We start from the raw sequence: 25,535 nt of genomic DNA, 5'->3' as shown, positions 1-25,535 counted from the left end.
ACACGCCGGCTGATCACGGGAGCGGCGGCTGGGACAACACCCAGCGCGCCAGCACCTCTGCGTCGGCCGGCGTCACCAAGGTTTGCCGCGGCATGATGACGCGGCCCCAGGTGCCCACACTGCCTTCCTGAATTTTCCCCGCCAGGCGTCGCGGCGCCTCGGTATCGTCGCGGTAACGCGCTGCGATCTGGGCGAAGCCCGGTCCGACCTGCTTGCGGACCATGCCGTGGCAGGCCATACAGCCGTTTTTGCGGGCCAGGTCCTGCGGCGATGGTGTCTGGGCCACAGCCGTCAAGCAGCAGACCAGCAGCAGGGCCGCTGCCAAGCCACGAGATGTTGGACCCAAGGCCACCAACTTAATGACGGAAGTGGCGCACGCCCGAGAGCACCATGACCACGCCACGTTCGTCGGCCGCATCAATCACTTCCTGGTCACGCATTGAACCGCCGGGCTGGATCACACAGGTCGCGCCCGCGTCCACCACCACGTCGAGGCCGTCGCGGAAGGGGAAAAAGGCGTCACTGGCGACCGCCGTGCCCTTGAGCGACAAGCCGGCATGCTCGGCCTTGATGCTGGCAATACGGGCCGAGTCAAGGCGGCTCATCTGGCCGGCCCCGACCCCCATCGTCATGCCGCCGGCGCAGAACACGATGGCGTTGGATTTCACGTATTTGGCGACGGTCCAGGCAAACAGCAGGTCCTGCAATTGCGCCGGCGTAGGCTGCAGCTTGCTGACAACTTTCAGGTCGGCCAGCGTCAGCTCGTGGTTGTCGGCGGTCTGCATCAGCATGCCGGAACCCACACGTTTGACGTCCATCAGGTTGCGACCTTGCTTCCAGGCGGTGTCGCCACCCGGCGGCAAATCAATTTGCAGAATCCGCACATTGACCTTGCTCTTGAACACGGCCAGCGCTTCCGGCGTGAAGGCGGGCGCCATCAGCACTTCCACAAACTGTTTGGAGATTTGCTGCGCAGCCGCTTCGTCCAGCGTGCAGTTCAGCGCAATGATGCCGCCGAATGCCGAGGTCGGGTCGGTCTTGAAGGCCTTGCTGTAGGCCTCCAGCGCATCGGCGCCGACCGCCACACCGCAGGGGTTGGCGTGTTTGACGATCACACATGCCGGGCCGGTGAAACTCTTGACACATTCCCAGGCAGCGTCGGCGTCGGCAATGTTGTTGTACGACAGTTCCTTGCCCTGCAGCTGTTTGGACATCACCAGCGAGCCGGGGGCGGGATACAAATCGCGGTACAACGCGGCCTGCTGGTGCGAGTTTTCGCCGTAACGCAGGTCCTGCACCTTGATGAAACGGCCATTGGCCTGGCCCGGGAACAGGCTGTGCGCACCATCAGCCTGGATGCCGGAGAGGTAGTCGCTGATGGCGCCGTCGTACTGGCTGATGCGGTTGAAGGCGGCCACCGACAACGCAAACTTGGTCGCGTTGCTGACCTGGCCGGCTTTCAACTCTTCCAGTACACCCGCGTATTGCGACGCATCGGTCAACACTGCCACGTCTTTCCAGTTCTTGGCGGCGGAGCGCACCATGGCCGGGCCGCCAATGTCTATGTTTTCGATCGCGTCTTCCAGCGTGCAGCCGGGTTTGGCCACCGTGGCTTCAAACGGATAAAGGTTGACGACCAGCAGGTCTATGGTCTCAATACCGTGCGTTTTTAGCGCGGCCATGTGTTCGGGCAGATCGCGCCTGGCCAGCAGACCGCCGTGCACCTTGGGGTGCAGGGTCTTGACGCGGCCGTCCAGCATTTCGGGAAAACCGGTGTGATCGGCAACTTCGGTGACGGGCAGGCCGGCGTCGGCCAGCAGCTTGGCCGTGCCGCCGGTAGAAAGCAGTTTGATGCCCAGGGCATGCAGCGCCTGCGCAAATTCAAGGATGCCGGTTTTGTCGGAGACGGAGATTAATGCGTTCATGCTTTACTTCTATTTTCTGGAGGCGGCGCAGGGTCCGCGCTCACTTGACCAATTTGTGTTCGACCAGCTTTTTGCGCAAGGTGTTGCGGTTCAGGCCCAGCCATTCGGCGGCGCGGGACTGGTTGTTCTCGGCGTGATGCATCACCACTTCGAGCAGCGGTTTTTCAACCACACGCACCATCATGTCGTACATGCCGTCGGGTTCGGTGCCGTGCAAGTCCTTGAAGTAACCTTCAAGACTGGTGCGCACGCACTCCTCTATGTGTTTTTTGCTCATGCGAGCTCTCCCTCCTCTTTGTTATCTTGTTTTTCCTGGTCACCCGCCGCGTTCGGCGTGGCGCCTTCCCCTATCACGGGCATGCGGTCCATGAATCCACCCAGCCCGTCAAAAAAATCGGCCACCGCCTGCCACTGCGTCTCGCAGTCCTCCAGCCGGTTCATGCTACCCCTAAAGGCCTCGCCGCCGGGCAGGGTCTTCACATACCAACCTATGTGTTTGCGCGCCGTGCGCACGCCGCTGAAAGCGCCATACAGCTCGTAATGGTCCAGCAGGTGATCCAGCAGCAGGCGTTTGACCTCGGCCACCAGCGGCGGCGCCAGATGGGTGCCGGTCGCCAGAAAATGCGCAATCTCGCGAAATATCCAGGGCCGGCCCTGGGCCGCGCGGCCCACCATCACGGCGTCGGCGCCGGTGTAAGCCAACACATCGCGGGCTTTTTCCGGGCTGCTGATGTCGCCGTTGGCCACCACCGGAATCCCCACCGCGGCCTTGACCGCGGCAATCGTGTCGTATTCGGCCTGGCCCTTGTAACCCTGCTCGCGGGTGCGGCCGTGCACGGTGAGCATCTGCACGCCGGCGGTCTCGAAGGCGCGCGCCAGGGTCACGGCATTTTTGTGCGATTCGGCCCAGCCGGTGCGCATTTTCAGGGTCACCGGCACACCGCGGGACGCACAGGCGGCGACCACGGCCTGCACAATCGCCAGGGCCAGGGGTTCGTCCTGCATCAGGGCCGAGCCGGCCCATTTGTTGCAGACCTTTTTGGCCGGGCAACCCATGTTGATATCGATGATTTGCGCGCCGCGGTCTATGTTGTAAGCGGCCGCCTCGGCCATCATCTGCGCGTCGGTGCCGGCGATCTGCACGGCAATCGGCGCCACTTCCCCGTCGTGGTTGGCGCGGCGTGAAGTCTTCAGCGTGTCCCAGAGGTCGCGGCGCGAGGTCACCATTTCACTGACCGCATAACCCGCGCCCAGCGTTTTGCACAGGCGCCGGAACGGCCTGTCGGTGACGCCCGCCATCGGCGCGGCAAACAGATTGTTTGCCAATACGTAGGGACCGATGTTCATGGACGTGCTGGGGGGGTGAATGCGAAAAAGCGAGGGGTGATTGTAACTGCCTAAAATTTCAGCACCTGGAATCTGGCCAGGAATTTGTAAGCAGCCCGCGTCCCGGTAGGGGCGCCTGCGCCCTGCCTATACTCGCTGCAGATGGAACACTGGATACGACAGCTTTTGGAAGCCCTGGCTTTGCCCGAGTACGGGCTGAGTTCGGTCTTTGTCATGTCTTTTATTTCCGCGACCCTGCTGCCCTTGGGCTCGGAGCCGGTGGTGTTTGGCCTGGTCAAACTCAACCCGCAGATGTTCTGGCCGGCGGTGCTGGTGGCCACGGCCGGCAACACCCTGGGCGGGGCGCTGGACTGGTGGATGGGTTTTGGCGCGCACAAGGTGGTCGATAAATACCAACACTCCTCGCACCACGGTCGGGCCGTACGCTGGCTGGAAAAGCTGGGCCCCAAAGCCTGCCTGCTGGCCTGGCTGCCCGCGGTCGGCGACCCGCTGTGTGCGGTGGCCGGCTGGCTCAAGTTTCCGTTCTGGCCCTGTGTGGCCTACATGGCCATCGGCAAATTCGCGCGCTACGTCACGATGACCGGTGCCTTGATCTGGGCTTTTCCGGGCGGCTTTAAATTCTAGGCAGCTGGCGCCAGCCCCTTCGCCTTAAAACCGTTCGTTTGGCAACAGATAACGCCACTGCCCCACAGCCAAGCTGCTCATGGGCACACGACCCACACGGATACGTTTCATGGCCTGGATGCTGAGCCCGATACATTCACACATATAGGCAATCTGCCCGGGCCGCTCACCCTTGAGCGCAAAGCGCAACCGGGTTTCGTTTTGCCAGCTCACCTTGGCCGGCGGCAGCAAGAACCCGTTGAAGGTGAAGCCATGGTCGATGCGGTTGAGCCTATCCAGCCCGCCACCCGTCGGGGTGCCGGTGACCTCGACAATCACTTCGTGCTCCATCTCCGAGGCGTCTTCGCTGAGTTTGCGCGCCACACGCCAATCCTGCGTGAACACCACCAGACCGCTGGCCGGCGTGGCCAGCGGTGTCGCCAGCGCCTGGCTGCTGAAATGTTTTTTCAGCGGCCGGATGCCGGAGCGGTCGTCTTTGGCCCGGTTGTCCAGGCTCAACAAATGCACCGCCGGCGTGGCGGGCCGCCTCGCGCCGTCGTCCAGCCCGGAGGCGAAACCCGCCGGTTTGTGCAGCAGCAAGGTGACCGGCGTCAACGCCAGCAGGCTGGCATCACGATCGATTTCGATTTTCTGGTCCAGCACGCGGAACTGCGGCTCCTCGACCACCACGCCGTCGACCCGCACCCAGCCGCCTTCGATGTATTGCTCGGCCTCGCGGCGCGAACACGACAACATTTCGGCCAGGCGTTTGGCCAGACGTTGATCGAGGCGTACGGGTTCTGTCATGGACAAGGGCCTCAGGGGATTCGAAAAAATTCGCTACAAAATCAATAGCTACTTGCGCCCACCCATCAAGGGCTGGAGGCCTAAAATATACTCAAGCGGGCGACAGATCGCCCGCCTCAGCGTCAGATCAGCTGCTGAACAGGAAGTTCATCACGTCGCCGTCCTTGACGACGTAGTCCTTGCCTTCGGCGCGCATCTTGCCGGCGTCCTTGGCACCCTGCTCACCCTTGCAGGCGATGAAGTCGTCAAAGGCGATGGTCTGGGCGCGGATGTAGCCCTTCTCGAAATCGGTGTGGATCACACCGGCGGCCTGCGGCCCGGTGTCGCCCACATGGATGGTCCAGGCACGCACTTCCTTGACACCGGCCGTGAAGTAGGTCTGCAGGCCCAGCAGCTTGTAGGCCGAGCGGATCAGACGGTTCAGGCCCGGCTCATCCTGGCCCAGTTCCTTGAGAAACTCCAGGCGGTCGGCATCGTCCATCTCGGACAACTCGGCCTCGATCTTGGCGCAGATGGCCACCACCGGGGCATTCTGCGTCGCGGCGTAGGCCTTCAGGCGGTCCAGGTAGGGATTGTTCTCGAAACCGTCTTCGCTCACGTTGCCGACAAACATGGCCGGCTTGGCCGTGATGAAGAAAAACTGCTTCAGCAAAGGCAACTCTTCCTTGCCAAAGTCAATCGTGCGTACCGGTTTGCCTTCGTTGAGCGCGGCCTGGCATTTCTCCAGGATGGCGACCAGCTTGATCGATTCCTTGTCGCCCGAACGCGCCAGTTTGGTCACGCGGTGCAAGGCTTTTTCAACCGCCGTCAGGTCGGCCAGGCAAAGTTCGGTCTGGATCACTTCGATGTCGGAGATCGGATCCACCTTGCCGGCCACATGGATCACGTTGTCATCGTCAAAACAGCGCACCACGTTGACAATGGCATCGGTCTCGCGGATGTGCGCCAGAAACTTGTTGCCCAGGCCTTCACCGGTGCTGGCGCCGGCGACCAGGCCGGCGATGTCCACAAACTCCACAATCGCAGGCACCACACGTTCGGGCTGGACGATCTCAGACAGCTGCGCCAGCCGGGGGTCAGGCACTTCAACCACGCCCACATTGGGCTCGATGGTGCAAAACGGGTAGTTTTCCGCCGCAATGCCCGCCTTGGTCAAGGCATTAAACAGGGTCGATTTACCGACGTTAGGCAAGCCTACGATTCCGCACTTCAAACTCATGACAAACCTTCAAAAACAGGGGTAGAAGTGTATGCGATGCTGAAAAATCAACATCCAAAGGGCTAATCGAAGCGGAAATTGGACTCGACAGCCTGACCGACCTTGAGCAGATGGTCAACACCGCCCAGCACAATGGTGTTCATGCCAAAGGTCAGCCCGCCATTCACACGCGGGTCCTGGCGGTAGGTTTGCAGCATGTCACCCACCTCCGGGCTGCTGATTGCGGTTGCCGGATCAATATTGGGAATCGGGCAACGCGGGCAAGGCTTGACCGGCTTGAGTTGCACTGTGCCCTCCGCGGTGCTGATCTGCAGGGTCTCCAGCCGGTCTTCATCGTGCGGCGCCATCTCGCTGCTCCCGGCCGCATGGCCCAGCACGATGTTGGGCCGAAACCGCGCCATCTCCACAGCCGCCACACCCTGGGCCGCCAGTTTGGCGTTGAGCTGGTCCAGCGAGGCCTGGCTGAGCACCAGCAGCGAATAACCGTCGCTGAACTGGTTCAGTGCCTCCACCTCACCGGTCCATTTGGGGCTGCAAATCCGTTTGTGTTCCGGATCAAAACGCACCAGGCGCAGCTTGGCGCCCAGAAAATCACTGAACCACTGGGCGGCGACAGGCCCCATGTCGTAAGCCTGGACCTCGTCGTCCCAGACCTTGACCCGCACCGGCTCCTGCACCTGGTCCAGCGCAATGTGCAGGGCCAACATGCCGGGCGCGCGCAAGACCATGTCGTGGTATTTGAGCTGGGGCTGGATCAGCGCCATGCGCGGCAACTCGCGCTGCGTCACAAACACGCCGTTTTCGTCCACCACCATCCAGGCCCGATCAAACTCCAGCCCGGTTTCGGTCAGGATCGCTTCGGTCACGGGCACCCCGGCGCAGGACTTGACGGGATACACCCACAGGCCGGTGATGACCGCTTGTAGATCGGCGTCAGCGGCTGTGGCGGCGATCGCCCCGGATGTTTCGCTCAATGATTGGCTCACTTGAAAAACCCTTTGAATTTTCGTTTTAGTCTCCACACGCGTCCGATTTTGCACTGCCTTCTAAAATGGGCCATGTCCAAGCCTTTTGATGTTTGTATCCGCGGCGGCGGTGTGGTGGGCCGCACCCTGGCCCTGCTGCTGGCGCGCGAGCGCCTGCGGGTGGCGCTGGTCACCCGTCCCATCCCGGCCGCACCCGCGGCCCAGGATGTGCGGGCCTACGCCCTGAACAGCGCATCACGCCAGTTGCTGGCGTCCCTGCGCGCCTGGCCGGAAGCACCTTTTGCCACGCCGGTGCAAGCCATGCGCGTCTGGGGCGACGATGGTGGCCAACTGGATTTCGCGCCGGAAGCCGGTCGCAGCGCGGCCCTGGCCTGGATCGTGGATGTGCCGGCGCTGGAGCAACAACTGGCCGAGGCCGTGCGTTACCAGTCGCAGATAGAAATCGTGCCGGAACCCGTCAAAGCCACACTCAGCGTGATCTGCGAGGGCAAACACAGCAGCAGCCGCAACGAATTCGGCGCAGCCTGGACCGTCAAGCCTTACCAGCAAAAAGCCATGGCCGGCCGCTTGAGCAGCGACCAGCCGCACCAAGGCCTGGCGCGCCAGTGGTTTTGCGGCGGCGACATCCTGGCTCTTTTGCCGATGGGTGGCGCCGAGGGGAACTCTATGGCGCTGGTCTGGTCTGTCTCTGTGGAACGCGCTGCCGCGCTGGAAAAGTTGTCGCCTGAAGAATTTGCTGCGGCGATACAAGCCGTGTGTGGTGTTGAAGCCGGGCAGTTGCAACTGAGCAGCGCCTTGTCGAGCTGGCCCTTGTCGCTGTCCAAAGCAGAACGCTGGGTCGGCCCCGGCTGGGCACTGGCCGGTGACGCGGCCCACACGGTGCATCCGCTGGCCGGCCAGGGTTTGAACCTGGGGCTGGCCGATGCGGCCGGCCTGGCAGCAGTGGTTCACGCACGTGAGTACTGGCGCGGCCTGGGGGATGAAAAATTGCTGCGCCGTTATGAACGTGCGCGCAAAGCCGATGTGGCGGCCATGGGCGCCGTGACCGACGGTTTGCACGGTTTATTTGCGCAAAGTGATGTGCGCTGGCAGGCCTTGCGCAATTGGGGTATGAAAGGTTTTGCACGCAGCGGCCCATTAAAAACATGGGTCACGCGGCAGGCCATGGGTTTATAGAACTGGAAAAAATAATGAAGAAACTATTCAAATCAATCGTGACCTGCAGCTTGCTGGCACTGAGTCTGGGCGCCGCTTTTGCGCAGGAAGCGGTGATCCGCAAAAACCTGACCGACCGCCTGCCCACCCTGCCCAAGATCGACGAGATCAGCAAAACGCCGATGAATGGCCTGTATGAAGTGCGCGTCAACGGCAGCGAGATTTTTTACACCGATGCCGACGGCAACTTCCTGATCCAGGGGAGCCTGATCGACACCAAGGTCAGGCGCAACCTGACCGAAGAACGGGTCGACAAACTCAATGCGGTGGCTTTCGATGCCTTGCCGGTCAAGGACGCGTTCACGATTGTGCGCGGCAACGGCAAACGCAAGATGGCGGTGTTTGAAGATCCGAACTGCGGTTATTGCAAACGTTTTGAGCGCGACATGCAAAAGGTCAGCGACGTGACCATCCACATGTTTTTGTACCCCATCCTGAGCCCGGACTCGGTGGAAAAATCCAAACACATCTGGTGTGCCAAAGACAAAGCCAAGGTCTGGCAAGACCTGATGGTGCGTGACCAACCGCTGACCGCCGCCACCTGCGACACCAGCGCGCTGACCCGCAACATCGAGTTCGGCAAGAAATACCGCATCACCGGCACCCCGACCGTGATTTTTGCCGACGGTACACGTGTGCCCGGCGCCATCAGTTCCCAGCAGGTCGAAAAATACCTGAACGACGCCAAGATGCCCTGATTGCGGCGACGCGCAGACAAATAATGGTCAAAAGTGCCTCCAGCCCTTAATTCACGGGCGCAATAAGCTCTACTTTTGATAGCATCTCCACCATACCCGGGGCAGGCTGGAGCGTCACAAGGCGCTGCGGGCTGGTCAGGGCTTTCTTGAGTCCTTATGCCCAAGCCACGCGCCCAGCCCCCCTCACCTGATGCCGCAGCGATTCATTACCGCGTCGAAATCGCCGACCCGCAAGCCCATTTGTTCCGCATCACGCTGACAATTGCGCGACCGGCGGCGCTGCAGCGGCTCAGCTTGCCGGTGTGGATTCCGGGCAGCTACCTGGTGCGCGAGTTTTCCAAAAACCTGCAAAACCTGCGCGCGCGGCAAGGCACACGCGCCCTGCCCGCCGGCCAACTGACACAACTGGACAAAAACAGCTGGCAGGTCCGCTGCAACAGCGACAAGCCGCTGCTGCTGAGCTACGAGGTTTACGCCAACGACAACTCGGTGCGCACCGCCTGCCTGGATGCCAGCCGCGGCTTTTTCAACAACAGCTCCTTGTGTCTGCGGGTCGAGGGCCAGACTCAGGCCCCGCACCAGCTCGACATCGTGCCCCATGCCGCGCTGGCCGACTGGTCGGTGGCCACCGGCCTCAGCCCGCTGAAAATCAACAAGCAAGGTTTCGGCAGCTACCTGGCCGCCGACTACGACGAACTGGTCGACTGCCCGGTCGAGATGGGTGTCTTCTGGAGCGGCTCGTTTTTCGCCTGCGGTGTGCCGCACCGTTTTGTGGTGGCCGGCGCCATGGCTAGTTTTGACGGCGAACGGCTGCTGGACGATGCCCGGAAAATTTGCGAAACGCAAATCCGCTTCTGGCACGACAGCAAAAAACCGCCGTACAAAAACTATGTGTTCATGCTCAACGCCGTGGACGATGGTTACGGCGGGCTGGAGCACCGCAACTCCACCGCACTGATCTGCAAACGCAAGGACTTGCCACGCCTGGGCGACAGCAAAACCTCCGAGGGTTACACCACCTTGCGCGGCCTGATCAGCCACGAATATTTTCACACCTGGAACGTCAAACGCCTGCGCCCGGCGGAGTTTGCCAGCTACAACTACGACGCGGAAAACTACACGCCTCTGCTCTGGTTTTTTGAAGGTTTCACCAGTTATTACGACGACCTGCTGCTGCGTCGTGCCGGCCTGCTGGACGATGCGGCCTACCTGAAACTGCTGAACAAAACCATCAACCAAGTGCTGCAGACGCCGGGCCGGCTGCTGCAGTCGGTGGCCCAGGCCAGCTTTGATGCCTGGGTCAAGTATTACCGCCAGGATGAAAACACACCCAACGCCACCGTCAGTTATTACACCAAGGGCGCTTTGGTCGCCCTGTGTTTTGACCTGAGCTTGCGCGCCGAAAGCAAGCTCGGTCAAGCCGCCACGCTGGACGAGGTGATGCGCAACCTGTGGCAACGTTGCAAGGGCGGCCCCATGGGCGAGGCGGACTTTGCGGACGCGCTGCAGGAAGTCGGCGGGCGTTCTTACGCGGCCGAAATCGCCAGCTGGGTACACGGCACCGGCGACTTGCCACTGCAGGACTTGTTGCAGCGCCACGGCGTGGCGGTGTTGCAGGAACCGGCCCAACTGGCCCAGGCCCTGGGCCTGCGTGTGCTGGAAAACGGCAGCATCCAGGTCAAGACGGTATTGCGCGGCGGCGCCGCCGAACGCGCCGGTTTTGTCGCCGGTGACGAATGGCTGGGGATAGAAGCTGTCGCGACGGGAAAAAAGAAACCCCCGACCGAAGGCTGGCGCCTGGACAAACTCGACGACCTGCCGCTCTACGCCGGAACGGCCAAAAAGTGCTGGCCCTGGTCGCGCGTGACAAACGCCTGCTGCGGCTGGAGTTGAGCCTGCCCAGCGGCGTGACGACCTGGCGCCTGGTCTTGCGCGATGCGGCGCAAGCTGACCGCTGGTTAGCCGCAGCAGACTAAAAAATGCGCTAAACCCGGCGGTCCAGCACCCGTTTGGCCTTGCCCAGGCTGCGTTCCACGCCACCTTCGGCGCGCAACTCGATGTCGGCAGCCGTGCCTATGTAGGCCTTGATCTCGTGTTGCAGCAACACCGCGGCGGCCTGTGCAGGCGCACTGTCGGGTGACAAGCCGGGACGGGTTTCGACCGCCACACGCAAACAGTCCAGCGCGCCCTCACGCGTCAGGATGCATTGGTAATGCGGCGCCAGCTCGCTGCGTTTGAGGATCAACTCCTCGATCTGTGTCGGGAACACATTGACGCCGCGCACAATCATCATGTCGTCGCTGCGGCCTGTGATTTTTTCCATGCGCCGCATGCTGCGCGCGGTGCCGGGCAGCAGGCGCGTCAGGTCGCGCGTGCGGTAACGGATGATGGGCAGCGCCTCTTTGCTCAGGCTGGTGAACACCAGTTCGCCGATTTCGCCGTCGGGCAACAACTCGCCGCTGTCGGGGTCAATGATCTCGGGGTAAAAATGGTCTTCCCAGATGGTTGGACCGTCCTTGGTCTCCACACATTCGCTGGCCACGCCCGGGCCTATGACTTCGCTCAAGCCATAAATATCCACGGCGTCGATGCCCACACGTTGCTCGATCGCGCGCCGCATGTCGTTGGTCCAGGGTTCGGCGCCGAAGATGCCTATACGCAGGCTGGAATCGGCGGCAGACAGCCCCTGTTTTTCAAACTCGTCGGCAATCGCCAGCATGTAGCTGGGCGTGACCATGATGATGTCGGGTTTGAAATCGTGGATCAGCTGCACCTGGCGTTCGGTCTGCCCGCCGCCAAAAGGAACCACCGTCAAACCCAGTTTTTCCGCGCCGTAATGGGCGCCCAGCCCACCCGTGAACAGGCCATAACCGTAACTGACATGCACCATGTCACCCGGACGTGCGCCGGCCGCGCGTATGCTGCGGGCCACACAGCCCGCCCACATGTCCACGTCGTTTTGGGTGTAGGCCACCACCGTCGGTTTACCGGTGGTGCCGCTGGACGCATGGATACGTACACAGCGCTCGCGCGGCACAGCCAACATGCCAAAGGGGTAACTCTCGCGCAGGTCTTTTTTGGTGGTGAAAGGAAACTTCGCCAGATCGGCCAGCGACCGGCAATCGTCCGGGTGCATACCAGCGGCATCAAACTTGGCCCGGTACACCGGTGAATGCCGGTAAGCCTGTTGCAGCGTGGCCTGCAGGCGCTTGAGCTGCAGGGCGCGCAACTCGTCCAGGCTCGCTTTTTCTATGGGCTCAAGGGGAAAACTTTTCATGGAGTCTCCGGAATCACATGACCTGGAATCTGCGCACTTTTGCCGCGAAACATGGCAATCACCTCGCCACGCTGGTTGCTGACTTTCATGTCGTACACACCGTGCCGGCCCTGAAGCACCTGCTCCACACCTTCACAGGTCAACACGTCGCCGAGCTGGCCGGGCTTGAGGAATTCGATGCTGCAACCCGCGGCCACCGCCACCTTGTTGTAGCTGTTGCAGGCAAAAGCAAAGGTCGAGTCGGCCAGGGTGAAGATCAGCCCGCCGTGGCAAATTTTGTGACCGTTGAGCATGGGTTCACGCACGGTCATACGCATCACGGCGCGGCCGGGTGCGCAACTCAGCAGTTCCATCTGCATGAACTCGCGCGAAGCGCTGTCGGCGGCAAACATGGCCTCACCCACGGCCTGCGCCAGTTCTTGGGCTTGCATGCCTATTCGCCCTTGAACGCCGCCGGGCGTTTCTCCAGGAAAGCCGTCACGCCTTCTATATAGTCATGTGTGCGGCCCATCGCCGACTGGGTGTCACGTTCGGCATCGAGTTGCTGGTTCAGGCTGCGGGTGGAGCTCTCACGCAACATCTGCCGGGTGGCGACCAGCGCTTGGGTCGGCATGCTGGCCAGACGCTGGGCCAGCGCCAGGGCCGCAGCCACACAGTCGTCGGCCACGTCCCAAATCATGCCCCACTCCTTGGCTTGCGCGGCCGCCAGCTTGTCGCCGGTCATGGCCAGCGCCATGGCCCGTGCCAGGCCCAGGCGCTGCGGCAAAAACCAGGTGCCGCCAGCGTCGGGAATCAGGCCTATCTTGCTGAAGGCCTGGATAAAGCTGGCCGTCGGTGCGGCAATCGCGATGTCGCAGGTCATGGCCAGCGAGGCGCCGGCACCAGCCGCCACGCCGTTGACCGCGGCAATGGTCGGCATGCGCAGGTTTTGCAGGCGGCGCACCGTGGGGTTGAAGGCCTGCTCGATCACCGGGCCAGGGTTGGCGCGTTCAACCAGGTCGGGGCCGGGTGCAAAGTCGAATTCACCCAGGTCGGCGCCGGCGCAAAAGCCGCGTCCGGCGCCGGTGATGACCAGCGCACGAATGATGGGGTTGGCCTCGGCGCTGTCCAGCGCAGTCCATAAATCGTGGTGCATCTGGCGGGTGAAACTGTTGAGCGCCTGCGGGCGATTCAGCGTGAGGACCGCCACGGTGCCTTGTTCGGCATACAAGACGGTGGATTCGGCGGTTGTGTCGGACGGGGCGTGGTTCATAAGCATCTCCTGTTTTGAATTTAGCATTAACCGACTCATCGGTCGGTTAATGTTTTCCCTTGTTTTCGACCGCTTAAACGGGGGCAAACACCAAAAAGATCGTGGCATCATTCAGGTTCAACAAGGACACCGACCATGACTTACGAACTGATTGTGACCAAAACCGAGGGCCGTGTGGCCATCATCACCCTGAACCGGCCCAAGCAGCTGAATGCGCTGAACGACCAGTTGATGGACGAGCTGGGCGCGGCGCTCAAGGCTTTCGACGCGGACGAAAACATCGGCTGCATGATTTTGACGGGCAGCGAAAAAGCCTTTGCGGCCGGCGCCGACATCGGGGCCATGGCGACTTACGGTTTTGCCGATGTTTATAACAAGGACTACATCACGCGCAACTGGGAACAGATCCGCGGCATCCGCAAGCCGGTGATTGCTGCGGTCAGCGGTTTTGCGCTGGGCGGTGGCTGCGAGCTGGCCATGATGTGCGACTTCATCATTGCCGCGGACAACGCCCGTTTCGGCCAGCCCGAAATCAAGCTGGGCATCATCCCGGGCGCCGGCGGCACGCAGCGCCTGCCGCGCGCCATCGGCAAGGCCAAGGCCATGGACCTGGCCTTGACCGGCCGCATGATGGACGCGACCGAAGCCGAACGCAGCGGACTGGTCAGCCGCGTGGTGCCGCTGGACAAACTCATGGACGAGGCGCTGGGCGCGGCGCTGCAGATTTGCGACTACGGCCAGATTGCCGTGATGGCCGCCAAGGAAAGCATCAACCGCGCCTTTGAAAGCACGCTGGCCGACGGCATCATGTTCGAGCGCCGCATGTTCCACGCCATGTTCGCCACCAGCGACCAGAAAGAAGGCATGGACGCTTTTGTCAACAAACGCAAACCGGTTTTCAAGAACCGCTGAATACTCCAGCTATAATATGCGTCGCGCGGTGATATAGCTCAGTTGGTTAGAGCGCAGCATTCATAATGCTGATGTCGGTGGTTCAAGTCCACCTATCACCACCACTCATTTCACGCCAAGTTTTTACAAATTGGGCGACAGCCCCACAGGCAGCGGCCTCTGGGGCTTTATTACTTCACAGCCTCTGGATATAAACCATGAAACGCTGCCTGCGACACCTCCCCTGGGCCCTGCCCGCCTCCCTCCTGGCTGTTCTGCTGACAGCGGCCCTGCCCGCAGCAGCCCAAAGCAGCGACAGTGACGGCAGCCTGAGCGTGCGGCAGTTTCCCAAATCTGCGCGGCGCGGCCTGCTGGTGGTCACCGCACCGCCTGAAATCAGCCTGAACGGCAAGCCGGACAAACTCTCGCCCGGCGCGCGCATCCGCAATCTCAACAACACCCACACCATGTCGGGCAGCCTGGTCGGCCAGGAACTGCTGGTCAACTACACCCGCGACAGCGCCGGCCTGGTGTCCGAGGTCTGGGTGCTGAGCGCGGAAGAAGCCAAGGAAAAACGCGAAGGCCTGGCCACACGTAGCTTTAGCTTCGGCTTCGAGTCCAGCACCGCGCCGCAGGACGACGGCAAGACGCCTTACCACCAGTTGCCGGGCTACAAACAGTAAATCTGCTGTTTTTATAAGCCAAATTGCCCTCCAGCCCTTATTCCACGGGCGCAAGCAGCTAGTAATTCGATAGCGAAAATCATGAGCAAAAAAGTCTTTATCAAAACCTTCGGGTGCCAGATGAACGAATACGACTCGGACAAAATGTCCGACGTGTTGCACGCCGCCCAGGGTTACGAGCCCACGACCAATGTCGACGAGGCCGACCTGATCCTGTTCAACACCTGTTCGGTGCGCGAAAAAGCGCAAGAAAAAGTGTTTAGCGACCTGGGTCGTGTCAAACACCTGAAGAAAAAAGGCGTGTTGATCGGCGTAGGCGGTTGTGTCGCCAGCCAGGAAGGTGACGCCATCATCGAACGTGCGCCTTATGTGGACGTGGTGTTTGGCCCGCAAACCCTGCACCGCCTGCCGGATTTGCTGAACAAACGCATGAGCCTGGGCAAATCGCAGGTCGACATCAGTTTTCCCGAGATTGAAAAATTCGACCACCTGCCGCCGGCACGTGTCGAAGGCGCCAGCGCCTTTGTCAGCATCATGGAAGGCTGCTCCAAATACTGCAGTTATTGCGTTGTGCCTTACACCCGCGGCGAAGAAGTGTCGCGCCCCTTTGAAGACGTGCTGGTCGAAGTGGCCGGCCTGGCCGACCAGGGTGTGAAAGAAGTGACACTCCTGGGGCAAAACGTCAATGCCTACCGCGGCCCCATGGGCGGCACGGCAGACATCGCCGACTTTGCCACCCTGCTCGAATATGTCTCCGACATTCCCGGCATCGAACGTATCCGTTACGTCACCAGCCACCCCAACGAGTTCACACAAAGCCTGATCGACGCCTACGCCAAGCTGCCCAAACTGGTGAACCACCTGCACCTGCCGGTGCAACACGGCTCGGACCGGATTCTGATGGCCATGAAACGCGGCTACACGGCGATGGAATACAAATCCACCATCCGCAAGTTACGCGCCATCCGCCCCGACCTGGCCATGAGCAGCGACTTCATTGTGGGTTTCCCCGGCGAAACCGACGACGACTTCAACAAGATGATGAAGCTGATTGACGACGTGGGTTATGACACCTCCTTCAGCTTTATCTTCAGCCCGCGGCCCGGCACGCCGGCCGCCAACCTGGCCGACGACACGCCGCATGCCGTCAAGCTGGCACGTCTGCAGCGCCTGCAAGCCGCGATTGACGACAGCGTGCGCGCCATCAGCGCCAGCCGCCAGGGCACGGTGCAGCGCATCCTGGTCGAGGGTGTCTCACGCAAGGACAGCGCCGAACTGATGGGCCGTACCGAATGCAACCGCGTCGTCAACTTCCAGGGCCCCGCCCGGCTGATCGGCCAGATGATTGACGTGACCATCACCGAAGCCTCGCAGCGCTCGCTGCGCGGACAAGTGTTGCTGCACGAAGACGCAGCCCTGCCGGCCTGAGACCGGTGGTGCTGACCGTGCCGGCCCGCAGCTTTCCAGGATGCTGAAGCACGTTTCTTTCCGGCAATTGCTGGTCGTCGCCTTTTTACTGATCGCGGCCTTGCTGGCCGCGGCCTCGCTGCGCGCCTTGTTCACCTTGGAACAACTGACCCTGCAAAGCCGCGACAGCGCCGCACGTGCGCTGGACCTGAGCGCGGCCGCCCAGTCGTTGACGGAGCGCAGCGTCGCCATGGAACGCACGGCACGCCAGTCGGTGGTGCTGGCCGATCGTTTGTTGCGCCGGCGTTTTGACGAGGCGGCGGCCGATGGCAAAACCGTGCTGGCGCGCCTGGCCACACAAGGCGTGTCCCAGGCCCTGGTGAATGACTGGAAAGACCGTCTGAAAACCATCACCGCGCTGCTGGCCGGCCCGCCCGACACCGCACTGGACCGGGACCGGCAGGTTGCGCATGAGTTTCGCGAACTCGACCTCGTCAACGCCGCCATTGCCCAGCAGGTGCGGCAAACCATTGCCGCGCAAAACACCAGCCTGCAGGAAACGCTGGAGACACGCAGCCGGCAACTGACGCAGCAAGTCATCAGCGCCATCGTGCTCGCCGTGTTGCTGGCACTGGCCTTCGGCATCTGGCTGACACGGCCGCTACGCCGCCTGGAAAAAGCCATCATCGGCCTCGGTGAAAACCGCCTGGACGAGGCGATTGCCATCGCCGGCCCGGCCGACTTGCAACTGGTCGGCCAGCGCCTGGAGTGGTTACGCCTGCGGCTGGTAGAGCTGGACGCCGACAAATCGCGCTTTTTACGCCATGTGTCGCACGAACTGAAAACCCCGCTGGCTTCGCTGCGCGAAGGCGTGTCGCTGCTGGAGGATGGCGTGGCCGGCGAACTCAGCGACAACCAGCGCGAGGTGGCAAAAATCCTGCGCCACAACACCGGTGTCTTGCAGGGCCAGATTGAAGACCTGCTGCGTTTTAACGCCGCAGCTTTTGAAGCGCGCCAGCTGCGCCGGGAAAAAACCAACCTGCGGCAACTGATCGAAGAACAGGTCGAAAGCCAGCGACTGCAATGGCGCGCGCGTGAGCTGCAAATCAGCGTCGAAGGTCTGGCCGTACAAGCCGAGGTGGACCGCGACAAGCTGGGCACGGTGATTGCCAACCTGTTGTCCAATGCCATTCATTTTTCCCCGGTCCAGGGCCGGATACAGATCAAGCTGAGTCGGCTCGCCGATAACGTACATATCGATGTCGGTGACGAAGGCCCCGGCATCGCCGCTGCCGACCGAACCCGTGTTTTTGAACCTTTTTACCGGGGCGAGCGGCAACCGCCGCAAACCGTACGTGGCAGCGGCATTGGCCTGTCCATCGTGCAGGAGTACGTGGCCGCCCATGGCGGCCGGGTGCTGTTGCTGCCGGACCACCCCGGCGCCCATTTCAGAATCGAACTTCCCCATGCGCTCAAGCCTTAAACCCGTCCTTCCCACGGCCTTGCCCGCCGCACTGCTGATCAGCCTGTTTGTTGCCGGCTGCAGCCTGCCCATGGAAAAAACCGCCGCCCAGGCCATGACGGCCAACCCGTCGCCCGCCGCTGTGGCCGCGTCGCCTGCACCGCCCGCGCAGAGCCGGGATGCGGTCTCGGCCCTGCTCGAACACGCCGACCGCACGCGCGGCCTGCAAGGCACCGAGCTGGCGCAAGAAATCGCCCGTCTGGGTGACCCGGCGTTGCCGGCCGACCAGCTGCGCCTGGCCATCACCCTGACCCAGACACGCCAGTTGTACGACCTGGTGCGTGCGCAAGAACTGGTGCAACGTGTTTTGACCAATAGCAGCGACGACGCGCGGCCCCTGCACGGCCTGGCCCGCTTGCTGGCCACCCGTTTTGCCGACCAAAGGCGAGTCGAAGACCAGCTGGACCGCCAGAACCAGCAACTGCGCGATCTGCAGCGCCGGGTCGAACAAACCCAGGACAAACTCGACGCCCTCAAGGAAATTGAACGCAGCCTGACCAGCCGCCCCCCGGCCGCGCCGGCCTCATCGCCCAACGGACGAAACCGCCCATGACCGCCCCCACCGCCACCCACTTGCTGGTTGTCGACGACGACGCCGACATGTTGCGTCTGCTGACCATGCGCCTGACCGCCGCAGGTTACCGCGTCAGCGCCGTGAGTTCGGCCGAAGCGGCGCTGACCCAGCTCGACATTGAACGTCCGCAACTGGTGCTCAGCGATGTGCGCCTGCCCGGCAAGGATGGGCTGGCGCTGTTTGACGAGATCCGTGCCCGCCACCCGTCACTGCCGGTGATTCTGCTGACCGCCCACGGCACCATTCCGGATGCCGTCGAAGCCACCGAACGCGGCGTCTTCACCTACCTGACCAAACCCTTTGACGGCAAAAACCTGCTCGACAAAATCACGCAAGCCCTGTCGCTGAGTGCGCCGGCGCCCGTCGCCAAAGCCGGCCAGGAGCCCGCCTGGCAGACCGGCATCATCAGCCGCTCCAGCCGCATGGCCGAAACGCTGGCCGAGGCCCGCATGGTGGCGCGTTCGGATGCCAGTGTGATGTTGCGCGGCGAAAGCGGCACCGGCAAAGAATTGCTGGCCCAGGCCATTCACCAGGTCAGCCCGCGCGCCAAACATCCTTTTGTGGCCGTGAACTGCGGCGCCATTCCCGAAGCCTTGCTGGAGTCCGAACTGTTTGGCCACATGAAAGGCGCGTTCACCGACGCCTCGGCCAACCACAAGGGCTTGTTCCAGGCGGCCGAAGGCGGCACCCTGCTGCTGGACGAAATTGGTGACATGCCGCTGTCCTTACAGGTCAAGTTGTTGCGGGTTTTGCAGGAGCGTGTGGTCAGGCCGCTGGGCTCCAGTCAGTCGATTCCGGTCAATGTGCGCATCCTCTCGGCCACCCACCGCGACCTGGACGCGGCCATGGCCGATGGCCAGTTCCGCACCGACCTGTATTACCGCCTCAATGTGGTCACCTTGACCTTGCCGCCGCTGGCCGAGCGGCGCGAAGACATTGCGCTGCTGGCCAACCACTTCCTGCTCAAACTCGCCGGCAAATACGGCAAACGCCTGAGCGGTTTTGCACCGGAGGCCTTGAAAGCGCTCAGTACCGCGGCCTGGCCCGGCAATGTGCGCCAGCTTTACAACGTGGTCGAGCAGGTCTGTGCGCTGGCCAGCACACCGCTGATCCCGCTGGCGCTGATCCAGCGCGCCCTGCGTGCGCCCAGCGTACAGGTGCTCACGCTGGCCGAAGCACGCCAGCGTTTCGAGCGCGAGTATCTGGTCGGCCTGCTCAAACTCACCGATGGCAACGTGGCCGACGCAGCACGGCTGGCGGACCGGAACCGCACCGAGTTTTACCGCCTGATGCAAAAACACGGGCTCACGCCCGGCCACTTCAAGGCCTTGCCCACCACGGCCTCGTCTGAGGCTGTCGCCGACGAGCGACAGGGCCAAGTACCTGATTTAAAAGAGTAATCTCCTCAACACCCCCATCCTTGTCGCTTTTTGGCGACAAAATCCGGCTAAACCGGCCTTTTTCAAGCCCGGCACGCCGCTCATTCCGCCGAATTCTTCCAAGCTGTTGATTTAAATAGGTTTTTCTGACCTGGCACAGGGTTTGCCCTAATCAAGGTATGTCACCTGTTTCAGCCGCTTTTCCGGCCCCTCGTTCGCTGGCCCGCCAGGCACGCACCCTGGCCTTGCTGGCACTGGGCGCGCTGCTGGCCAGCGCCCAGGCCTGGACGCTGGACGACGTCGCCCAATTGGCCCGTCAGCGGGCTCAAACGCCCTTTGTGCCCCTGAGCCAGCCCCTGCCGGCGGAACTGGCCGGCCTGGACTACGACGGCTTGCGCGACATCCGTTTCAACGATGACAAGGCTTTATGGCGGGCCGACAAGCTGCCGTATGAAGCCAAGTTTTTCCATGTCGGCCGGCAGAGCGATGCGGTGCGTATTCACGAAGTGTCTGCGCTGGACAACAAAGCTTTGCCCGCACCTTTGCCTTATGACGCCCGCGACTTCGATTTCGGCAAAAACACACTGAAACCGGACACCTGGGGCGACGTGGGTTACGCCGGCTTTCGCGTCCACGCCGCGCTGAATTCACCCGACTACAAAGACGAGCTGGTGGTTTTTCTGGGCGCGAGTTATTTCCGCGCCCTGGGCGCCGGCCAGCGTTACGGCCTGTCGGCGCGCGGGTTGGCGGTGGACACGGCAGGCGCTGGCACACGCCCCGAAGAGTTTCCACGTTTCACGGATTTCTGGCTTGAAAAACCCGCGGCCGATGCCAAGCAGTTGACGGTTTACGCCCTGCTCGACTCGCCACGCATGAGTGGTGCCTACCGCTTCGACATCCGTCCCGGCGAACAGACCGTGACCGAGGTGCATGCGCGCGTGTTCATGCGCGCCGGTGCGAATCCCGCAGTGGCCACCCTGGGCCTGGCGCCGCTGACCAGCATGTTCTTTTTTGGCGAGAACCAGCCACGCGCCGGTGACTTCCGGCCCGAAGTGCATGACTCGGATGGCTTAATGATCGCCACCGATGACGGCAAGGGCGGCGGCGAATGGTTGTGGCGCCCGCTACAAAACCCCGGCGCCCCGCTGGTCACCTCGTTCACCATGACCGGCCTCAAGGGTTTTGGCCTGATGCAGCGCGACCGCGCCTTTGCTAGTTATGAAGACACCGAGGCGCGTTACGAGTTGCGCCCCAGCGCCTGGGTCACGCCCATAGGCGACTGGGGCCCAGGCCGGGTCGAGTTGCTGCAACTGCCCACACCCGACGAAACCCACGACAACGTGGTCGCTTATTGGGTGCCCGAACGTTTGCCGCAAGCTGGCGAATCGCTGGACTTTGCCTACCAGCTGGCCTGGCAAGGCGAGCAGCAGCAATACCCGCCCAATGGCTGGGTCACACAGTCGCGCCGCGGCATCGGCTACAGCAAGTTAGATGCCGCCACGCTGCAGCAAACCATTCAGTACGTGATCGACTTTGCCGGCCCGGCGCTCGACCCGCTGGACCACAACGCGCCCGTGCGCGCGGTGGCCAGCAGCGATGCAAATGGCCGCGTCCTCGAAAGCAACACCTGGCGCAACCCGGCCACGGGCCGCTGGCGCATGACTTTGCGAGTGCAGCGTATCGACCCGGCCAAGCCGGTCGAGCTGCGCGCTTTTCTTCAACATAACAATCACACAGTGAGCGAAACATGGACCACCGTCGTCACGCCTTAGCTCCACACGCGCAACAGCCCGCAGCGCCCGCAACATCTTCCAGCCGCAGTCTGCTGCGCGAAGAGCGGCACCCCAACTCCGTCACCACGCCGCCGCTGAACCGCGGCTCCATGACACCACGCCCCTGGCGTGGTTTCTGGAACAGCCTAGGCACCGCCCTGTTGCTGACCGTGACGCGCAGCGGCGCGCGCACCGCAACACAAGCCCCCGCCCAAGCGCTGGAGCCCTGGCAACATGCGGCCAAACGCCGGCGCGCCGTGCTGGTGGCCCTGACCTTGCTCAGCACCGCTTTTGCCACCACCCTGTTCGCCGACATGCAGCCGGACTACAACAACGCCTGGCTGGAATACGGCCAGATGGCGCTGTTCAGCTTGCTCTCGGCCTGGGTCGTGACCGGTTTCATGACCGCGCTGATGGGGTTTTATGTGACCCTGTTCGGCGACAAATACGCGCTGACCGCACGCAGCGTCCAGCACGCTGTGCTGGACCCCGCCGCACGCACCGCCATCATCATGCCGATCTGCAATGAAGACGTGCGCACGGTGTTTGCCGGCCTGCGCGCCACCTGCGAATCGGTCGCGGCCACCGGTCAGGCCAAGGCGTTTGACGTGTTTGTGTTGTCAGACAGCAATGACCCGGCCATCCAGCAAGCCGAACGCGCCGCCTGGGAAGAACTGCGCACGCAACTGGCCACACCCACTGGTCAACCGCTGATCGAGGTCTATTACCGCCTGCGCCAGCGCCGCACCCACCGCAAGGCCGGCAATGTGGCGGACTTTTGCCGCCGCTGGGGCCGCGATTACCGCTACATGGTGGTGCTGGACGCCGACAGCGTGATGAGCGGCGACTGCCTGCTCAACATGGTCAAACTGATGGAAGCCAACCCCACGGCCGGCATCATCCAGACCGCGACGCAGGCCATCGGCCACGTCACCCTGCATGCACGCGCACAGCAGTTCGCCTCGCGCATGACGGGCCGGCTGTTCACCCTGGGCATGCAGTTCTGGCAGCTCGGCGAGTCGCACTACTGGGGCCACAACGCCATCCTGCGCGTCGCACCCTTTATGCAACATTGCGCGCTGGCCCCGATCAAGGGCACAGGCGGCATGGCCGGCGGCATCATGTCGCACGACTTTGTCGAAGCCGCGCTGATGCGGCGTGCCGGCTACCACGTCTGGCTGGCCTCGGACCTGGTCGGCAGTTATGAGCAGCAGCCACCCGACCTGCTGGCCGAGCTGCAACGCGACCGCCGCTGGTGCCAGGGCAATCTGCAAAACGCCCGCCTGATGGCCGAGCCCGGCCTGCACCCGGTACACCGCGCCATGTTTGGCACCGGTGCCATGTCCTACCTGTCCGCGCCCTTGTGGCTGTGTTTCCTGACCTTGGGCACCGCGTTGTGGCTGTCCGGCTCGCACATCGTCACCGACTGGATGCTGGTGCCCAGCGAACTCGCCGCGCTCTGGGCCTGGACCTTGAGCATGCTGTTTTTGCCACGTATCCTCGGTATCTCCGCGGTCCTGCTCAAAGGTGAACAACAAGCCTACGGCGGCCGCCTCAGCCTGCTGCGCAGCGCCGTGCTGGAAACCGTGATTGCCCTGCTGCAAGCCCCGATTCGCATGTTGGCGCATTCGTTATTTGTCGCCGCAGCCATCACCGGCCTCAAGCTGGACTGGAAGTCCCCACCCCGCGAAGCCGCCGCCGTGCCCTGGCGCGACGCCCTGCAACGTTTTGCCCCCATGAGCCTCATCATCGTCGCGCTGGCGCTGGGCATTGCCGCGATTGACGCGCGCGCCCTGGTCTGGCTGCTGCCGGTCGGCCTGCCTTTGCTGCTGGCCATTCCCATGACCGTGTTGACCAGCCGCGTCGGCGTGGGCCGGATGATGCAAGAAAAGAGTTATTTGCTGATTCCAGAAGAAGCCCGCTCACCCGCCGTCCTGCGCCGTGCCTGGCAGCATGCCGGGCTGTTGGTCAAGCCGCGGTTGCAGGTGGTGTGAGTTGAATCTTTGCTGAGGCGTCTCGCTGCGTTGGTGGCGTGCCTTGGACAGTAAGGTCAGACTCCCCACTCCCACCCCTAACCCCTCCCTCGCCCCGCTGGGCGATGGAGGGGGACTTCATTTGGCCTTGTGTGCTGCGTCCGCGTGCATGAATCACAGTCCCGTAAGACTAAAAAAGACGCGCAAAGCGCGTCCTCTTTCCCCGCTTTGGTTTTCCCCCCACCCCTTCTGTCTGCGACTAGGAGTACAGGGCCAGTCGGATCAGGGCGAGCGATTGTTTGAGCCGCAGGCGAGTTCGAGCTCGACCCCGACTGGACCGAGCACCGCAGGTTGCCCCTGAGCGTCAGCGAAGGGGACGCAGACAGCAGGGTCGCCTTTTCTTTGCTCACTTTCTTTTGGCGAAGCAAAAGAAAGTGAGTTGCCGCCGGGCAACCCCGGCTTGCAGGCCAACCACGAACAGCGGAAACAAAAAAGGCGCAAGATTCGCTATAAATTAAATAGCTACCTACGCCCTAGGCATAAGGGCCATAGGCCAATTTCCCTTAAGAAAACCAGCCTCAGATAATTTTCAGAACTTGGGCATGCCTTTCATGCCGCCCATGCGTTTCATCATCTTCATCATCCCGCCGCCCTTCATTTTTTTCATCATGCCCTGCATCTGCTCAAACTCATTGAGCAGCCGGTTCACGTCTTGAACCTGCACGCCCGAGCCGGCCGCGATGCGGCGCTTGCGTGTGGCTTTGATGAGTTCGGGCTTGCGGCGCTCCAGCGGCGTCATGCTCTGGATGATGCCTTCCTTGCGTTTGATGTCCTTTTCGGCCTTGGCCATGTCAACCTGGCCGGCCTTGGCCGCCATTTGCGTCGGCAGCTTGTCGAGCAGGCTGGACAGGCCACCCATGTTTTTCATCTGCTGCAGTTGGCCCAAAAAATCTTCCAGGTCGAAACCGCTGCCGGACTTCATCTTGGCGGCGAGTTTTTGCGCGGCCGCCATGTCGACGCCGGCGGTGACCTGCTCGACCAGCGCCACGATGTCGCCCATGCCGAGAATGCGCCCGGCGTGGCGTTCGGCATCAAAGACTTCCAGCCCATCGATTTTCTCGCTGGTGCCGGAGAACTTGATCGGTGCGCCTGTGATCTGGCGCACGCTGAGGGCCGCACCGCCGCGCGAGTCACCATCGGTCTTGGTCAGGATGATGCCGGTCAGCGGCAGCGCTTCCTTGAAAGCCTTGGCGGTGTTGATCGCATCCTGGCCCTGCATGGCGTCCACCACAAACAGGGTTTCGACCGGGTTCAGCGCCGCATGCAAGGCCTTGATCTCGGCCATCAGGGCTTCGTCGATCGCCAGGCGGCCGGCGGTGTCGACCAGCAACACGTCAAAGAAATGTTTGCGGGCGTAATCCAGCGCGGCCAGCGCGATGTCCACCGGCTTCTGTTCGATGGAGCTGGGAAACCATTCAGCGCCAGCCTGCGCCGTCACCGTCTTGAGCTGTTCGATGGCCGCCGGGCGATATACGTCGCCCGAGACCGTCAACACCTTTTTCTTGCGTTTTTCGATCAGGTGTTTGGCGAGTTTGGCGGTGGTGGTGGTTTTACCCGCACCTTGCAGACCGGCCATCAGGATCACGGCCGGCGGCTGGGCCGCCAGGTTGATGTCGCTGACCCCCTCACCCATGGTCGCGGCCAGTTCGCGGTTGACGATGCTGACCAGCACCTGGCCGGGCGAGAGGGAGGCCATCACCTCCTGGCCCAGCGCCTTCTCTTTGACGCGGGCGATGAAGTCGCGCACCACGGGCAGGGCCACGTCGGCCTCCAGCAAGGCCATGCGCACCTCGCGCAGCATGTCCTGCACATTGGATTCGGTGATGCGGGCCTGGCCTCGCATTTCCTTGACGAGGCGGGAAAGTTTGTCGGTAAGGGCAGAGGCCATGAACAGGCTCCACAGCTGGAGCTAAAAGGAAGTGGAAGAAGAAAGCCGACCTGCGCC

The 25,535-nt window shown here is 62.3% G+C and carries 22 protein-coding genes, 1 tRNA gene and 1 pseudogene; 13 read left to right on the top strand and 11 right to left on the bottom strand.

Going from position 1 to position 25,535, the window contains the following annotated elements; all coding sequences use genetic code 11:
- Positions 1–13: 13 nt before the first annotated feature.
- From ACHMXK_RS05325 to dusB, 4 genes are read right to left on the bottom strand one after another with little or no spacing between them, the layout of a single operon-like run.
- A complete protein-coding gene (locus ACHMXK_RS05325; RefSeq protein WP_397438330.1) occupies positions 14–352 on the bottom strand; it encodes a c-type cytochrome in 339 nt (112 codons plus the stop codon).
- A gap of 4 nt (positions 353–356) precedes the next feature.
- Positions 357–1,925, bottom strand: coding sequence for a bifunctional phosphoribosylaminoimidazolecarboxamide formyltransferase/IMP cyclohydrolase (purH, locus tag ACHMXK_RS05320; protein ID WP_397438328.1), 1,569 nt, complete (start codon positions 1,923–1,925; stop codon positions 357–359).
- A 40-nt stretch (positions 1,926–1,965) separates the two neighbouring features.
- A complete protein-coding gene (locus ACHMXK_RS05315; RefSeq protein WP_318407566.1) occupies positions 1,966–2,202 on the bottom strand; it encodes a Fis family transcriptional regulator in 237 nt (78 codons plus the stop codon).
- Positions 2,199–3,272 (bottom strand): tRNA dihydrouridine synthase DusB, encoded by a 1,074-nt coding sequence (dusB, locus tag ACHMXK_RS05310; protein ID WP_397438326.1) that lies wholly within the window; start codon positions 3,270–3,272, stop codon positions 2,199–2,201. The genes ACHMXK_RS05315 and dusB overlap by 4 nt, the downstream gene beginning before the upstream one ends.
- A gap of 141 nt (positions 3,273–3,413) precedes the next feature.
- On the opposite strand from dusB, the gene ACHMXK_RS05305 reads away from it, so the two are divergent.
- On the top strand, positions 3,414–3,896 hold the full coding sequence (locus tag ACHMXK_RS05305) for a YqaA family protein (RefSeq protein ID WP_397438324.1): 483 nt from the start codon (positions 3,414–3,416) through the stop codon (positions 3,894–3,896).
- Between the two features lie 24 nt (positions 3,897–3,920).
- On the opposite strand, the gene ACHMXK_RS05300 is transcribed toward ACHMXK_RS05305, so the two are convergent.
- From ACHMXK_RS05300 to ACHMXK_RS05290, 3 genes are all read right to left on the bottom strand, one after another.
- Complete coding sequence (locus ACHMXK_RS05300; RefSeq protein ID WP_397438322.1) at positions 3,921–4,682, bottom strand: rRNA pseudouridine synthase; 762 nt, start codon at positions 4,680–4,682, stop codon at positions 3,921–3,923.
- Positions 4,683–4,809: 127 nt separating this feature from the next.
- The gene (ychF, locus tag ACHMXK_RS05295) at positions 4,810–5,901 is read right to left on the bottom strand and encodes a redox-regulated ATPase YchF (protein WP_397438320.1); all 1,092 of its coding nucleotides are present in this window, start codon (positions 5,899–5,901) and stop codon (positions 4,810–4,812) included.
- Positions 5,902–5,963: 62 nt separating this feature from the next.
- On the bottom strand, positions 5,964–6,875 hold the full coding sequence (locus ACHMXK_RS05290) for an MOSC domain-containing protein (protein WP_397438318.1): 912 nt from the start codon (positions 6,873–6,875) through the stop codon (positions 5,964–5,966).
- Positions 6,876–6,959: 84 nt separating this feature from the next.
- Here ACHMXK_RS05290 and ACHMXK_RS05285 point away from each other — a divergent pair, with 84 nt between their 5' ends.
- The 3 genes and pseudogenes from ACHMXK_RS05285 to ACHMXK_RS05275 all read left to right on the top strand — a co-directional run bounded on the left by ACHMXK_RS05285 (position 6,960) and on the right by ACHMXK_RS05275 (position 10,776).
- Entirely contained in the window at positions 6,960–8,063 is a 1,104-nt protein-coding gene (locus ACHMXK_RS05285) for an FAD-dependent monooxygenase (protein WP_397438316.1), read from the top strand.
- A 14-nt stretch (positions 8,064–8,077) separates the two neighbouring features.
- Positions 8,078–8,800: a DsbC family protein gene (locus ACHMXK_RS05280; RefSeq protein WP_397438314.1), complete on the top strand. Its 723-nt coding sequence runs from the start codon at positions 8,078–8,080 to the stop codon at positions 8,798–8,800.
- Between the two features lie 156 nt (positions 8,801–8,956).
- A pseudogene (locus tag ACHMXK_RS05275) lies at positions 8,957–10,776 on the top strand (M61 family metallopeptidase).
- Positions 10,777–10,784: 8 nt separating this feature from the next.
- Here the strand turns inward: ACHMXK_RS05275 and paaK are convergent.
- The 3 genes from paaK to ACHMXK_RS05260 are packed head-to-tail and all read right to left on the bottom strand — an operon-like array spanning position 10,785 to position 13,329.
- On the bottom strand, positions 10,785–12,077 hold the full coding sequence (paaK, locus tag ACHMXK_RS05270) for a phenylacetate--CoA ligase PaaK (RefSeq protein WP_397438312.1): 1,293 nt from the start codon (positions 12,075–12,077) through the stop codon (positions 10,785–10,787).
- Positions 12,074–12,508 carry a hydroxyphenylacetyl-CoA thioesterase PaaI gene (gene paaI / locus ACHMXK_RS05265; RefSeq protein ID WP_397438310.1) on the bottom strand — a complete coding sequence of 145 codons (435 nt, stop codon included), beginning with the start codon at positions 12,506–12,508 and terminating at the stop codon, positions 12,074–12,076. Before paaI ends, paaK begins: the two co-directional genes overlap by 4 nt.
- A gap of 2 nt (positions 12,509–12,510) precedes the next feature.
- Positions 12,511–13,329 (bottom strand): enoyl-CoA hydratase-related protein, encoded by an 819-nt coding sequence (locus tag ACHMXK_RS05260; RefSeq protein ID WP_397438308.1) that lies wholly within the window; start codon positions 13,327–13,329, stop codon positions 12,511–12,513.
- Between the two features lie 135 nt (positions 13,330–13,464).
- Between ACHMXK_RS05260 and ACHMXK_RS05255 the strand changes: the two genes are divergently transcribed.
- The 9 genes from ACHMXK_RS05255 to mdoH all read left to right on the top strand — a co-directional run bounded on the left by ACHMXK_RS05255 (position 13,465) and on the right by mdoH (position 23,551).
- Positions 13,465–14,241, top strand: coding sequence for an enoyl-CoA hydratase (locus ACHMXK_RS05255; protein WP_397438306.1), 777 nt, complete (start codon positions 13,465–13,467; stop codon positions 14,239–14,241).
- Between the two features lie 27 nt (positions 14,242–14,268).
- A tRNA-Met gene (locus ACHMXK_RS05250) sits at positions 14,269–14,345 on the top strand.
- A 93-nt stretch (positions 14,346–14,438) separates the two neighbouring features.
- Positions 14,439–14,903: a hypothetical protein gene (locus tag ACHMXK_RS05245; protein ID WP_397438304.1), complete on the top strand. Its 465-nt coding sequence runs from the start codon at positions 14,439–14,441 to the stop codon at positions 14,901–14,903.
- Between the two features lie 81 nt (positions 14,904–14,984).
- Positions 14,985–16,331 carry a tRNA (N6-isopentenyl adenosine(37)-C2)-methylthiotransferase MiaB gene (gene miaB, locus ACHMXK_RS05240; protein WP_397438302.1) on the top strand — a complete coding sequence of 449 codons (1,347 nt, stop codon included), beginning with the start codon at positions 14,985–14,987 and terminating at the stop codon, positions 16,329–16,331.
- 40 nt (positions 16,332–16,371) lie between these two features.
- Complete coding sequence (locus ACHMXK_RS05235) at positions 16,372–17,793, top strand: sensor histidine kinase (RefSeq protein ID WP_397438300.1); 1,422 nt, start codon at positions 16,372–16,374, stop codon at positions 17,791–17,793.
- Positions 17,777–18,385: a hypothetical protein gene (locus ACHMXK_RS05230; protein WP_397438298.1), complete on the top strand. Its 609-nt coding sequence runs from the start codon at positions 17,777–17,779 to the stop codon at positions 18,383–18,385. The genes ACHMXK_RS05235 and ACHMXK_RS05230 overlap by 17 nt, the downstream gene beginning before the upstream one ends.
- Positions 18,382–19,806, top strand: a complete 1,425-nt coding sequence (locus ACHMXK_RS05225) for a sigma 54-interacting transcriptional regulator (RefSeq protein ID WP_397438296.1) — start codon at positions 18,382–18,384, stop codon at positions 19,804–19,806. The genes ACHMXK_RS05230 and ACHMXK_RS05225 overlap by 4 nt, the downstream gene beginning before the upstream one ends.
- Before the next feature lie 158 nt (positions 19,807–19,964).
- A complete protein-coding gene (locus ACHMXK_RS05220; RefSeq protein ID WP_397438294.1) occupies positions 19,965–21,557 on the top strand; it encodes a glucan biosynthesis protein G in 1,593 nt (530 codons plus the stop codon).
- Positions 21,533–23,551 (top strand): glucans biosynthesis glucosyltransferase MdoH, encoded by a 2,019-nt coding sequence (gene mdoH, locus ACHMXK_RS05215; RefSeq protein ID WP_397438292.1) that lies wholly within the window; start codon positions 21,533–21,535, stop codon positions 23,549–23,551. Before ACHMXK_RS05220 ends, mdoH begins: the two co-directional genes overlap by 25 nt.
- 568 nt (positions 23,552–24,119) lie before the next feature.
- On the opposite strand, the gene ffh is transcribed toward mdoH, so the two are convergent.
- Positions 24,120–25,478: a signal recognition particle protein gene (gene ffh / locus ACHMXK_RS05210; RefSeq protein ID WP_397438290.1), complete on the bottom strand. Its 1,359-nt coding sequence runs from the start codon at positions 25,476–25,478 to the stop codon at positions 24,120–24,122.
- Positions 25,479–25,535 lie beyond the last annotated feature (57 nt).

It is taken from the genome of Polaromonas sp. UC242_47 (assembly GCF_044452385.1).
Taxonomy (GTDB): domain Bacteria; phylum Pseudomonadota; class Gammaproteobacteria; order Burkholderiales; family Burkholderiaceae_C; genus Polaromonas.
This window is presented reverse-complemented; position numbering and strand designations above follow the sequence as displayed.

What these genes read in the sequence shown, in the direction of transcription:
- purH (WP_397438328.1), bottom strand. Translation starts at nt 1,925, where the DNA reads ATGAACGCATTAATCTCCGTCTCCGACAAAACCGGCATCCTTGAATTT.
- ACHMXK_RS05315 (WP_318407566.1), bottom strand. Translation starts at nt 2,202, where the DNA reads ATGAGCAAAAAACACATAGAGGAGTGCGTGCGCACCAGTCTTGAAGGT.
- dusB (WP_397438326.1), bottom strand. Translation starts at nt 3,272, where the DNA reads ATGAACATCGGTCCCTACGTATTGGCAAACAATCTGTTTGCCGCGCCG.
- ACHMXK_RS05305 (WP_397438324.1), top strand. Translation starts at nt 3,414, where the DNA reads ATGGAACACTGGATACGACAGCTTTTGGAAGCCCTGGCTTTGCCCGAG.
- ACHMXK_RS05300 (WP_397438322.1), bottom strand. Translation starts at nt 4,682, where the DNA reads ATGACAGAACCCGTACGCCTCGATCAACGTCTGGCCAAACGCCTGGCC.
- ychF (WP_397438320.1), bottom strand. Translation starts at nt 5,901, where the DNA reads ATGAGTTTGAAGTGCGGAATCGTAGGCTTGCCTAACGTCGGTAAATCG.
- ACHMXK_RS05285 (WP_397438316.1), top strand. Translation starts at nt 6,960, where the DNA reads ATGTCCAAGCCTTTTGATGTTTGTATCCGCGGCGGCGGTGTGGTGGGC.
- ACHMXK_RS05280 (WP_397438314.1), top strand. Translation starts at nt 8,078, where the DNA reads ATGAAGAAACTATTCAAATCAATCGTGACCTGCAGCTTGCTGGCACTG.
- paaK (WP_397438312.1), bottom strand. Translation starts at nt 12,077, where the DNA reads ATGAAAAGTTTTCCCCTTGAGCCCATAGAAAAAGCGAGCCTGGACGAG.
- paaI (WP_397438310.1), bottom strand. Translation starts at nt 12,508, where the DNA reads ATGCAAGCCCAAGAACTGGCGCAGGCCGTGGGTGAGGCCATGTTTGCC.
- ACHMXK_RS05260 (WP_397438308.1), bottom strand. Translation starts at nt 13,329, where the DNA reads ATGAACCACGCCCCGTCCGACACAACCGCCGAATCCACCGTCTTGTAT.
- ACHMXK_RS05255 (WP_397438306.1), top strand. Translation starts at nt 13,465, where the DNA reads ATGACTTACGAACTGATTGTGACCAAAACCGAGGGCCGTGTGGCCATC.
- ACHMXK_RS05245 (WP_397438304.1), top strand. Translation starts at nt 14,439, where the DNA reads ATGAAACGCTGCCTGCGACACCTCCCCTGGGCCCTGCCCGCCTCCCTC.
- miaB (WP_397438302.1), top strand. Translation starts at nt 14,985, where the DNA reads ATGAGCAAAAAAGTCTTTATCAAAACCTTCGGGTGCCAGATGAACGAA.
- ACHMXK_RS05235 (WP_397438300.1), top strand. Translation starts at nt 16,372, where the DNA reads ATGCTGAAGCACGTTTCTTTCCGGCAATTGCTGGTCGTCGCCTTTTTA.
- ACHMXK_RS05230 (WP_397438298.1), top strand. Translation starts at nt 17,777, where the DNA reads ATGCGCTCAAGCCTTAAACCCGTCCTTCCCACGGCCTTGCCCGCCGCA.
- ACHMXK_RS05225 (WP_397438296.1), top strand. Translation starts at nt 18,382, where the DNA reads ATGACCGCCCCCACCGCCACCCACTTGCTGGTTGTCGACGACGACGCC.
- ACHMXK_RS05220 (WP_397438294.1), top strand. Translation starts at nt 19,965, where the DNA reads ATGTCACCTGTTTCAGCCGCTTTTCCGGCCCCTCGTTCGCTGGCCCGC.
- mdoH (WP_397438292.1), top strand. Translation starts at nt 21,533, where the DNA reads ATGGACCACCGTCGTCACGCCTTAGCTCCACACGCGCAACAGCCCGCA.
- ffh (WP_397438290.1), bottom strand. Translation starts at nt 25,478, where the DNA reads ATGGCCTCTGCCCTTACCGACAAACTTTCCCGCCTCGTCAAGGAAATG.